General features: G+C 54.8%; 11 protein-coding genes and 1 pseudogene. 6 read left to right on the forward strand and 6 right to left on the reverse strand.

Annotated features, from left to right (window positions below):
• The 4 genes from gcvT to ACEQ15_RS18185 all read left to right on the forward strand — a co-directional run.
• Positions 1 to 1,013: glycine cleavage system aminomethyltransferase GcvT (gcvT, locus tag ACEQ15_RS18170; protein ID WP_370280676.1), on the forward strand; the 1,013-nt coding region annotated here is incomplete at its 5' end.
• Positions 1,014 to 1,236: 223 nt separating this feature from the next.
• Entirely contained in the window at positions 1,237 to 2,196 is a 960-nt protein-coding gene (gene lipA / locus ACEQ15_RS18175) for a lipoyl synthase (RefSeq protein WP_370280677.1), read from the forward strand.
• Between the two features lies 1 nt (position 2,197).
• Positions 2,198 to 2,782: a hypothetical protein gene (locus ACEQ15_RS18180; RefSeq protein WP_370280678.1), complete on the forward strand. Its 585-nt coding sequence runs from the start codon at positions 2,198 to 2,200 to the stop codon at positions 2,780 to 2,782.
• A gap of 28 nt (positions 2,783 to 2,810) precedes the next feature.
• Entirely contained in the window at positions 2,811 to 3,734 is a 924-nt protein-coding gene (locus tag ACEQ15_RS18185; protein ID WP_370280679.1) for a homoserine kinase, read from the forward strand.
• 83 nt (positions 3,735 to 3,817) lie between these two features.
• Here the strand turns inward: ACEQ15_RS18185 and ACEQ15_RS18190 are convergent, their stop codons facing one another.
• Both ACEQ15_RS18190 and uvrB read right to left on the reverse strand, forming a co-directional pair.
• Positions 3,818 to 4,612, reverse strand: a complete 795-nt coding sequence (locus ACEQ15_RS18190) for a FecR domain-containing protein (RefSeq protein ID WP_370280680.1) — start codon at positions 4,610 to 4,612, stop codon at positions 3,818 to 3,820.
• A gap of 79 nt (positions 4,613 to 4,691) precedes the next feature.
• Positions 4,692 to 6,704, reverse strand: a complete 2,013-nt coding sequence (gene uvrB, locus ACEQ15_RS18195; protein ID WP_370280681.1) for an excinuclease ABC subunit UvrB — start codon at positions 6,702 to 6,704, stop codon at positions 4,692 to 4,694.
• Between the two features lie 371 nt (positions 6,705 to 7,075).
• Here uvrB and ACEQ15_RS18200 point away from each other — a divergent pair, with 371 nt between their 5' ends.
• Positions 7,076 to 8,263: a pyridoxal phosphate-dependent aminotransferase gene (locus ACEQ15_RS18200; protein WP_370280682.1), complete on the forward strand. Its 1,188-nt coding sequence runs from the start codon at positions 7,076 to 7,078 to the stop codon at positions 8,261 to 8,263.
• A gap of 76 nt (positions 8,264 to 8,339) precedes the next feature.
• Here ACEQ15_RS18200 and ACEQ15_RS18205 read toward each other — a convergent pair whose 3' ends face one another.
• The gene (locus ACEQ15_RS18205) at positions 8,340 to 8,807 is read right to left on the reverse strand and encodes a GNAT family N-acetyltransferase (RefSeq protein ID WP_370280683.1); all 468 of its coding nucleotides are present in this window, start codon (positions 8,805 to 8,807) and stop codon (positions 8,340 to 8,342) included.
• Positions 8,808 to 9,014: 207 nt separating this feature from the next.
• On the opposite strand from ACEQ15_RS18205, the gene ACEQ15_RS18210 reads away from it, so the two are divergent.
• Positions 9,015 to 9,536, forward strand: coding sequence for a hypothetical protein (locus tag ACEQ15_RS18210; RefSeq protein WP_370280684.1), 522 nt, complete (start codon positions 9,015 to 9,017; stop codon positions 9,534 to 9,536).
• A gap of 103 nt (positions 9,537 to 9,639) precedes the next feature.
• Here the strand turns inward: ACEQ15_RS18210 and ACEQ15_RS18215 are convergent, their stop codons facing one another.
• From ACEQ15_RS18215 to ACEQ15_RS18225, 3 genes and pseudogenes are all read right to left on the reverse strand, one after another.
• Positions 9,640 to 10,107: a hypothetical protein gene (locus ACEQ15_RS18215; RefSeq protein WP_370280685.1), complete on the reverse strand. Its 468-nt coding sequence runs from the start codon at positions 10,105 to 10,107 to the stop codon at positions 9,640 to 9,642.
• 194 nt (positions 10,108 to 10,301) lie between these two features.
• Entirely contained in the window at positions 10,302 to 11,090 is a 789-nt protein-coding gene (locus tag ACEQ15_RS18220; RefSeq protein WP_370280686.1) for an alpha/beta fold hydrolase, read from the reverse strand.
• Positions 11,083 to 11,449, reverse strand: a pseudogene (locus ACEQ15_RS18225) (zinc carboxypeptidase); the annotation flags it as partial. The pseudogene ACEQ15_RS18225 and the gene ACEQ15_RS18220, both read right to left, overlap by 8 nt.

Genomic DNA, 11,449 nt, shown 5'->3' on the forward strand with positions numbered 1-11,449 from the left:
GCGTAAAGAAGGAGCACTTGCACACCCGTGACCAAGCGGGCCTGTTTGATGTTTCCCATATGGGTCAGGTTAAGCTGACCGGTGCAAACGCTGCGGCAGCACTGGAAAAACTGGTACCAGTGGACATCATCGACCTGCCGGCGGGCAAACAGCGTTACGCGCTGTTCACCAGCGAAGACGGTGGCATCATGGACGACCTGATGGTGACCAACTACGGCGACTGGATCTACGTTGTTGTCAACGCAGCATGCAAAGACCAGGACATCGCACACATGCAGGCTAACCTGGGTGAAGGCGTAGAATTGGAAGTCCTGGACGACCGCGCTCTGGTTGCTGTTCAGGGCCCAACCGCTGCAGCTGCAATCGCACGTCTGGCACCAGAAGTCGCTGACATGGTGTTCATGGATTCCCGTCAGATGAAGATCGACGGCGTTGACTGCTTCGTATCCCGTTCTGGCTACACCGGTGAAGACGGTTTCGAAATCTCTATCCCAACTGCTGATGCAGATCGCCTGTGCCGCCTGTTCCTGGAACAGCCGGAAATCGAAGCGATCGGCCTGGGTGCACGTGACTCCCTGCGTCTGGAATCCGGTCTGTGCCTGTACGGCAACGACATCGACACTACCACCACGCCTCTGGAAGGCAGCCTGATCTGGGCGATCTCCAAGTGCCGTCGTGCTGACGGTGAGCGCGCGGGCGGCTTCCCGGGTGAAGAGAAGATCCTGGGTCAGATCGCAAACAAAGACTGGACCCGCAAGCGTGTTGGCCTGCTGGGCGAAGGTCGTGCACCTGTACGTGAAGGCACTGAACTGTTCGACGCTGACGACAACAAGATCGGCGTTGTGACCAGCGGTACCTTTGGCCCGACCGTAGGCAAGCCGGTAGCAATGGCATACGTAGAAACTGCCTTCAGCGCGCTGGAAACTGTGGTATTCGCAGAAGTACGTGGCAAGAAGCTGCCTATGACTGTATCCCGCATGCCGTTCATCGAGCAGCGTTACTACCGCGGTTAATCCCTGCCCGCTGGCGGAGAGGGCTGCTCATTGCAGCCCTTATCGGGCAGGATTCGGAAACGCACCATGGAGCGTCGCAAACAAGCATGAAGCGCTCCGCCCTGCCCTGTATAACCTAGGCTGCAATCTTCACCCGCCAATCATGATCAATTGCAACATATAGGAAAGGCTGATTATCAGCCTTTTCCTTATAACAATAAGAAGCCACCCGGGAGGTGACGTAATGGAAATGATTCCTTTAACTGAACTTAAAGGCGAGTCAAAAATGGCGAAGTTGCGCCATAAGCCGGACCCAAACCGGAAACGACTGCGCAAACCCGAGTGGATTCGTATCGATCCACGCAGCAACGGCAACGTTCACAAAGTGAAGAAGCAGCTGCGTGACCTCAAGCTTCACACCGTGTGCGAAGAAGCCTCCTGCCCTAACCTGGCCGAGTGTTTCAGCAAGCGCACTGCAACGTTCATGATCATGGGTGCTATCTGTACACGTCGCTGTCCTTTCTGCGATGTCGCCCACGGTCGTCCGATGGCGCTGGATAAAGATGAGCCACGCCACGTTGCTGAGTCTATTCAAAAGCTGAACCTGCGTTATGCGGTTATCACTTCCGTGGATCGTGACGATCTGCGTGACGGTGGCGCGGGTCATTTTGCTGAGGTTGTACGCGAAGCACGTGCCCTCAATGAAAACCTGACCGTGGAGATCCTGGTGCCTGATTTCCGGGGTAAGCTGGACGCTGCCCTGGAGGCACTTTCCGATGACGTACCTGATGTACTGAACCACAACCTGGAAACCGTACCTCGCCTGTACGATTCCGTGCGTCCGGGTGCCGATTACCACTGGTCCCTCAACCTGCTGTATCAATACAAACGCCTCCACCCGGAGGTGGTTACCAAATCTGGCCTGATGGTTGGTCTGGGTGAGACAAAAGACGAAATCATCACCGTGATGAAAGACCTGCGTGCCAACGGAGTGGATATGCTGACCATCGGCCAGTACCTGCAACCGACTAAACACCACCTGGCAGTAGAACGCTACGTAACACCAGAGGAGTTTAAAGAGTACGAAACCATCGGCATGGAGCTTGGCTTCACTAACGTGGCCAGCGGCCCGATGGTGCGCTCTTCCTACCACGCGGATATGCAGGCAAGCGGCGAGCCGGTTGGCTTTGCCGGAGGGGAGTAACATGGGAACGGTAGAAAGCATCACCAGCCGACTGGTCCACATCAACCTGGCAATCCAGACCGATAACAACGCCGAAGTCGCATCCATCATGATGCGCGAGCGCCCGTTTATCGGCGAACTGAACCTGGATATTGATCCGGACAACCTCTCCCTGCTGATTGCGGTGGGTGAAGTGATGGATGTGGCTCAGCCACTGACGGTCAGCCGTATTTCCCACGTCGGTTCTCTGGCGATTCTGTGGCTGGATCAAACCCGCTGGCTGGTCCTACCGCCACCGGGCAGTCATCTGTCAGTATCCCAGGCACTGCAGGATACATTCGGTTCTGACCTGGCGCTGAAAGCAGAAGGTGATCTGGTACATGCGCGCCTGTCCGATGCTGCCATCAATACACTGCAGCAGTGCGATGACAGCACCGGCGACGACAGCGTAAAACGCCTTGCTGAAGAGGGTGTCACCATCATGCAACCGTGCGATCAGCGCGAGTACGACATCCTGGTGCGTGACCACTGCGCCGAGCGCCTGTGGCAATGGCTGAGTCAGCACCACCCGGAAACAGCAACAGAAGACCAGGCAGCCAACGGCTGAAACGGACCGCGAATACCTAAGGAAATTTATGTCGATCTATACGGTAGTTGAACCCTCTCAACTGGAAACCTATCTGGAGCAGTACAGCATCGGTACGCTGGTCAGCTTTCAGGGGATCGAAGCCGGTGTGGAAAACACCAACTACTTTGTTACGACCAGTGAAGGTGAGTATGTCCTGACGCTGGTCGAGTCCGTCTCTGCCGACAAACTGCCCTTTATTCTGGGATTTGTTGCCCACCTCGCAGAATGCCAGCTCGACGTTGCCCAACCGATCCTGAACAACCAGGGCGAGCTGTTTGGCTGCCTGAACGATCGACCTGCCGTCTTTATGCGTCGCCTCAACGGCGGCCCATTGGACACGCCAAACCTGACACAATGCGCTGTTATCGGCGACACCCTGGCACACAGTCATCAGGCCGCGTCTCAACTGGCGGCAGACGAATACACCCACCTGTATCAGTGGTGCAGCGAAGTCAGCGCCCGTGTTTTGCCAAAACTGGAGGACGCCGATAAGCAGCTGTTGCAGGAAGCGGTGATGGATGCGGGTATGCTGCCATGGACCAACCTGCCGACCGGCCCGATCCATGCGGACCTGTTCCCGGACAATGCCCTGTTCAATGGTGACGCCCTGGCCGGTCTGATCGACTTCTATCATGCCTGCTCCGCACCTTATCTGTACGATCTGGCGGTAACACTGAACGCCTGGTGTTATGACGAGCCAACCCAGACCTACAACCGCGAGAAGGCTAGCGCCCTGCTCTCCAGCTATCAGGCTGTACGCACCCTCAATGAGGAGGAGCACAAATGGCTGCACGAGATGCAAAAAGTCGCGGCACTACGCTTCTGGCTCTCTCGCTTGCGTGACAAGCTCTTCCCGAAAGATGGCGAGCTGATCACGGTTAAAGATCCAAACGGTAAGAAAGGCCTGCTGGAATTGCTCAGCCGCGCTTAAGGCACACGGATTCAAAGACACAAAAAAGCTGGTTCGCATACGCTGACCAGCTTTTTTGTTTGTGAGGCTTGGAAAGATCGGACTCAGGAACCGCCGGTTGCCTGGTTACCACAGATTCCCCAGATCTCTTCCATTTCAGCGTCTAACTCACCAAAATCCGTTAAGCCCGAGCACCGCTCCTCCACAGATTGCTCGGCTGGCATAACCGCCGGTTCTGGTGTTTTCACAGGCTGCGGTTTCACGTAGGGTTTCTCGTCACCAATCGCCAGCATCGCCGGACGCACGTCGGAGATATTCAGGCCACTCGCACCACGTGCCAGTTCAAAGAACAGCCCCGGATTCAGGTCTGCTTTACCCACAGCGGTGTTCACATGGATACCGCCCTCGTCCACGCCACCTGCGACCCCTTCGGTCACATCGTATTTCTCAGCGCAGCAGCGATCACACACATACACCTCATATTCGGTACCACGGATACCGATGGTCGCCAGCACCGTCTGGAAGCGGTAGTTATCCGGGTTGGACTTGCCGATCTTGCCACTGATGGTGCGCAGACCACCGCGCATCAGCTGAAATACGGCCTGGCCCTGCTCCGGCTTTTTCTCTTCGAACTGGTAGCGGGACAACTGCAGGCTGGATTCCGGTTTCATATTGATGCTGGAGCCATCGTTAAAGCGGATATGCAATCGGCCGCGCACACCGGTCACCAGACGCTCTTTCTCGTAGACCAGATCATCCCGCTTGAGGTCGCGTGACAGACCACGCAGATTGTAAGCCTTGTTATCGCCAAGGCTGAGGATGACACGTCCTATGCTTTCGGCAGCGACACTACTGAATGACGTCGTAAGCGCCAGTAACAACACCCAAACTCGCAACACCCTAATTCTCCCTAACAATGTAGCGCTTTCGCATTTAATCTCAGTCAGCGTTATCACCGCAACTGTATACCTGCAGTGATCAACCGCCGTGCTTCAGTTTCTCCAACTGATCGCGGTAGTGAGCCGCCAGTTCGAACTCCAGGTTCTTGGCCGCTTCATACATCTTGTCTTCCAGCTCCGTCATCAGCTTCGCCTGCTGCGCCGGATTCATGGTTTGCGGATCAACCTCATAATCACCCGCCTTGTCAGCCACTTTCTTCGCGGCCTTAGCCGCCTTGCGGCCAGGGATAGTTGAAGCGCCTTCCATAATATCGGCAACAGACTTCTTGATGCCTTTCGGTACGATGCCATGCTCTTCGTTGTGGGCCAGCTGTTTCTGACGACGGCGTTCGGTCTCGTCGATCGCTCGCTGCATGGAGCCCGTCACCTTATCTGCATACAGAATGGCGCGCCCATTCACGTTACGTGCCGCACGGCCGATGGTCTGGATCATGGAGGTATCGGAACGCAGAAAACCTTCCTTATCTGCGTCCAGAATCGCTACCAACGCCACTTCCGGCATATCGATACCTTCACGCAGCAAGTTGATCCCCACCAGCACATCAAACTCACCGGTACGCAGGTCGCGGATGATCTCCACACGCTCGACCGTATCGATATCGGAGTGCCGGTAACGCACTTTCACACCGTGCTCATCCAGGTATTCTGTCAGGTCTTCCGCCATCCGTTTGGTCAGAACGGTCACCACCACACGCTCTTTGTTGGCAACCACCTTATTTATCTCGGATAACAGGTCATCCACCTGCGTGGTTGCTGGGCGAATCTCCACCACCGGGTCAACCAGACCGGTTGGGCGTACCACCTGCTCTACCACCTGCTGCTGGTTTGCCGCCTCGTACTTGCTGGGTGTTGCCGATACAAAGATCATCTGTGGAGAGTTTTCTTCCCACTCTTCGAACTTCATCGGACGGTTATCCAATGCAGACGGCAGGCGGAAACCGTACTCCACCAACGTTTCCTTTCGGCTACGGTCACCGCGGTACATGGCGCCGATCTGCGGCACAGTCACATGGGATTCGTCGATCACCAGCAGCGCATTGTCCGGCAGGTAGTCGAACAATGTTGGTGGGGCTTCGCCGGCATTGCGGCCAGACAGGTAGCGGGAGTAGTTCTCGATGCCGGAACAGTATCCCAGCTCCATGATCATCTCCATATCGTACAGGGTACGCTGTTCCAGACGTTGTGCTTCCACCAGCTTGTTGTTGTCACGCAGCTGCTTAAGACGCCCATGCAGCTCATCCTTGATCTTATCCACAGCAGCCACCAGCGTTTCGCGTGGGGTTACATAGTGGGATTTCGGATACACGGTGGCACGTGGCACCTTCTTCAGCACTTCGCCGGTCAACGGATCAAAGTAGCTGAGCTGTTCCACTTCATCGTCAAACAGCTCGATACGCAACGCTTCCTTCTCGGATTCCGCCGGGAACACGTCGATCACATCACCACGTACCCGGTAGGTACCGCGGTGCAGTTCGATATCGTTGCGGGTGTACTGCAGTTCGGCCAGTCGGCGCAGGATGGCACGTTGGTCGATCATGTCGCCGCGGTCGATATGCAGCATCATGCCCAGGTACTGTTGCGGATCACCCAGACCGTAGATCGCCGATACAGTGGCGACGATGATTGCATCATCACGCTCCAGCAACGCCTTCGTCGCAGAGAGACGCATCTGCTCAATATGGTCATTGATGGAGGCATCTTTCTCGATAAAGGTATCGGATGCCGCCACATAGGCTTCTGGCTGGTAGTAGTCGTAGTAGGAGACGAAGTACTCTACCGCGTTGTCCGGGAAGAACTCACGGAACTCGCCGTACAGCTGCGCGGCCAGGGTTTTGTTGTGCGCCATGATGATGGTCGGACGCTGCACCTGGGCGATCACGTTGGCCACGGTAAAGGTCTTACCGGAGCCGGTTACCCCCAGCAGTGTCTGGGCTGCCAAGCCCGACTCGATACCATCCACCAGCCCGGCAATGGCTGTTGGCTGATCACCTGCAGGTTGAAAACTGGAGTGAACCTTAAAGCGCTCTTTCATCGTCTCTACTCAATCTGAACCAGCCGGACATTATACCCCCTTCAAACAACATGTGCTGGGGTGAAAACGCGTCTTATTCCCTTAAAAAACAGAACACTGTGTGCCCACATACAGTGCATCCAAAGATCTCCTAAACACACCAAAGTTTCTTTTTGGAACACATTCCCCTTTATTTGCGACAAAGTGCTATTTTTCTCCACTGAACACTTACACGACGCAACGCTTATTCTGTATAATTTTGCGGTTATTTTTAACGTCAGGATCGTACGCCCCTAGCCGATAACTATGTGCGGCCAGACGAAAGAAATTGCATTAACTATACTTCAGCGGCTCCCCTACAAAACACGGGAACTCTCAAGAGGATTTTAGGATTGGACGTTCAACTTTCAGACCGCGTCAACAACATCAAACCATCCCCTACGCTGGCGGTAACTAACCGTGCAGCGGAACTGCGCGCGGCAGGCAAGAACATTATTGGCCTGGGTGCTGGCGAACCTGATTTCGACACCCCTGAACACATTAAAGCGGCTGCTATTGAAGCGCTGCAGAACGGCTTCACCAAGTACACGGCCGTTGACGGCACTCCAGCCCTGAAGAATGCAATTATTGAAAAACTGAAGCGTGACAACGACCTGTCTTACGCACCAAACCAGATTCTGGTTTCCTGCGGCGGTAAGCAGAGCTTCTTCAACCTGTCCCTGGCGCTGCTGAACGAAGGCGACGAAGTGATCGTACCTGCACCGTACTGGGTGTCTTACCCGGACATGGTGAAGATCGCTGACGCAGTACCTGTGATCGTGACCACCACCCAGGAACAGCGCTTCAAGATGACCGCTGAGCAGCTGGAAGCGGCGATCACCGACAAGACCAAACTGGTTGTGCTGAACAGCCCATCCAACCCAACCGGCGTTGCGTACACCCGCGAAGAGCTCGTTGCACTGGGTGAAGTACTGAAGAAACACCCGAACGTACTGGTTGCCACTGACGACATGTACGAGCACATCCTGTTCACCGAAGAGCCATTCTGCAACATCCTGATGGCATGCCCGGAACTGTACGACCGTACCATCGTGCTGAACGGTGTATCCAAGGCGTACTCCATGACTGGCTGGCGTATCGGCTACGCGGCGGGCCCGCAGAAGCTGATCGGCGCAATGAAGAAGATCCAGTCTCAGAGCACCTCCAACCCAACCTCGATCTCACAGGTTGGTGCGCAGGCTGCACTGGAAGCATCCCAGGATTGCGTTGCAGAGATGGTTACAGCGTTCAAAGAGCGTCACGACTACGTGGTTAAAACTCTGAACGCTATCGAAGGTGTTGAGTGTATCCCTGCTGACGGTACTTTCTACGCATTCCCAAGCTTCCAGCAGATCATCGATAACGATGACCGCTTCGAAGACGACATCGCCCTGGCTGAGTTCCTGCTGAACGAAGCGGGTGTAGCCCTGGTACCAGGTTCCGCATTCGGTGCACCGGGTAACATGCGTCTGTCTTTCGCGACCAGCCTGGACGTACTGGAAGACGCCCTAAGCCGTATCAAAAAGGCACTGGAAGGCTAAGCCTCCTGCGCCATAAAAAATACCCGCTTCGGCGGGTATTTTTTTGTCTCTAAGAAAGTTCACTCAGCGCAGACGTTCAGGCCAATACGCGCTTCATCTTGTAGCCGCCAGTGATCTCAAAGCCGTTACTCTCATAAAAGCTAACGGTACGATCAAACGCTGGTAATGGCGGTGTACACAACTCCAATCGCGTCCAGCCCTGCCCTTTCCCATATTCAACCATCGCCTCAATCATCCTCTGCCCAAGGTTCTGACTTCGGTATTCAGGCTCCACATAGAACTCTTGCAAGATACCGAAGCTGCCCTCAGCGTACAGGGAGTGACTTTCACAAAGCGCACCAAAAGACACAATTCGATCATCATCAAATGCAGCGAGCACACGGTAACGTCGGTCTGCGATAAAGTCTTCACAGAGTCGGACGGCTTTGTTCTCGTCCACATCAAACGCCTGCATACCCACGCGCTCGATTATCTCGTTCAGCAGACATACGGCCAGCTTGGCCACATCTTCCCCTTTATCTTTGTTTACCAGCTCAATGTTCATTTCAGAGATCCTTGTTAACGCCAAATGGTGTTTCCATTTCCAATCAAACGAACATTCTTGCATTAACCCCAGCTGTTCACCAAGCAATTCGTCTTCAGCATGTAAACACCCACTTACGCCGTTTCTCCCGCGCTCCAGCGGCTGGACTATACTTTGGTTACTTTCGTAAGGATAAAATCAACTCGCAACAGAAAGTGGAGGTGAGGGATGAAACGCTTGGTATTCCTCGCGCCAACACTGGAGCAGGCGCAGAACGTCGTTGAGGACCTGCGGAAAATGGATATTCCGGACGAAAAAATGCATGTTGTGGCTAAAGATCATCAGATGCTGCAAGACGCCAACATCCACGAAGCAACCGAGATGGAAACCTCCGAGCTTGAGTCCGATATGGACTGGGGCATGGTGAGTGGCGGTACCATTGGTGTCATTGCCGGACTGGCCGTTTTGGGTACCGCGCCGTTTGGGCTGGTACTGGGCGGTGGTACGTTGTTGACCCTGAGCCTGTTAGGCATCGGATTTGGTGGCTGGCTGGGCAAGATGATTGGCGAAGACACACCAAACGCACTGATCGAAAAATACGAACATGCACTGGATGACGGACAGATTGTAATGATGATTGATGTACCTGCAGAACGCTTGCCGGAATTCCATCACATGATTCGCGGACATTGCCCTAAGGCACTGATCGAATCAGTTCATATCTTCCACGACGACCCGCTCGCAGCATAGGTAATACGAACTACACACTGAGTCTTTGAATAAGACGCACAAACGGAAATACCTTCCGAGTAAAAAGGGCCATGTTGAGATGGCCCTTTTTAACGCCTACTAACTACTGCACGGAAGCCGCAGGTATACGAAACTCCATCTGCCGGATTCGAAAATGACGGAAATCTACGTCGGGATAATTTCTCTGGATATGCTGGATATCCCGCTCGGCGCCTGCCTTTACCTGTAAACTCACCCTAGCACTGCCCACTTCGAGAATACGGGCATTACCGGTATCCAGGTTCAGCTCACCAGCATAAGTATATTTTTTGGGATAGACCCGGAAACGGATATTCAGAGGGACAGTCGAGCGGCGAACCGTCATCCAGCGACGCAACTCCCATCCGGTTATGCGATAGTCCCCCGCCGGTAGCTCAACCATTTTCAGGTTGCCCTGCAACTGGGCATAATCGCTGAGGATACGGCCATCCATCTCGGATTCGATCTCAAGCTTGCCGCGATAGTCACCGTCAACCTGCTCAAACGAGTAACTGACCTGCCAGGGATCAAAGCCGGATTTGGTCAGTGCCATCACCGCTACCCCCGTATTGGGACGCGCGCTGTTAAGCACCCGCGGCGTTTGCTGTACCGATGAACAGGCAGCAATCAATGCTACCAAGCTGAGACAAATAGCACGTATCAGCATGACCAGACCAACCCTGTCAGAATGTGAATCCCCATTACCTTAGCGGAATTTATGCGGTCGTTACATCGCTTTGAGCAGTTTTAACGCTGCGCAGAAAGTGGCAGCGGTGATTCAGCGGTCTGGCCCAGCCACTCGGTGATCTGCTCCACCACCCAGATCGGGTCGTCATGGGTCAGATCATGCCCAGCATCGGGGTGCAGGTGCACCCGATTGCCAAAAGCTGATGCCAGGTGTTCTGAACACACCGGGTCGACCAGATGATCCCCGGCTGAGGCCAGAATCAACGCTTCCTGGGTGAGCTGATTGCCGCTGACCGGTAGATGGTAATGGGCTGCCGCCCGGAGTTGATAAAGGAAATTCCGCCGCCGCACCGGGCACTCTCTTTGGTAGCGCAACCACTGCTGTAGCGTGGACTCGTGATCCTCTCGCACATTGCAGGTGAGGCGGTAGATCATGCTTTCCCGCCGCTCCCTGGGTGCCAGAAAAGCGCATAACACCGACCACCACACCTGCCAGCGTATGCGCTGCCAGACCGGGCTGAGGTCAGCCAGGCTGCTGTTGATCAACACCACCCCCTGCACCTCTTCGGGATAACGCAACGCCCAGTCACAGGCGACCATTCCCCCCATCGACAGCCCAAGCAGGTGAACATCACTGTTCTCCCCGCTCTGAGCCCGCACCCGATCGGTAATATCGGCAATTTCATCCGGGCTACTTTCGTTACACAGCGCACCGTTGCCGGGCAGATCGATACACTGAATTGAGCTGTGTGGCAGGGACTGGGCCAGCAGTTCGGTAAAGCCACCCCAGTGCCGGCACTCCCGTGTCAGCCCTCGCATCAGAATCCAGTTACCTGCCCTGTCAGTCATACCAGGCCTTTATCGCTTTGAGCTGTTGATGAGTACGACGCTTGCCTTCTGGCAGCCAGGCAGGGGCTGAGCGGGTCGCATGCATTAAAAATTCCAGCAACATCTGGTGGCGCCTCAACGCACGCTGACGACGATGGGGTACTAGTGGATTAAACAAACCGCTGAAGCTGATCATCTGGCGCGGGTTCTTCTTCACCCACAGCCATGAGCCGATCTCAAGCGTCAGTGGCAGGAATACCCGCTCCGGGTCGTCCAGCGAGCGCAGATAGAGAAAGTCCCACAGATCACCATGACTCAGGTAGTGATCAAACTGTGGTTCCATCAGGTAGTTGTGATGGGGAAAGGTATCGTCCAGCAGA

Origin of the sequence: Pontibacterium sp. (genome assembly GCF_964228735.1) — a bacterium.
In the GTDB taxonomy this organism is placed as follows: domain Bacteria; phylum Pseudomonadota; class Gammaproteobacteria; order Pseudomonadales; family Balneatricaceae; genus Pontibacterium.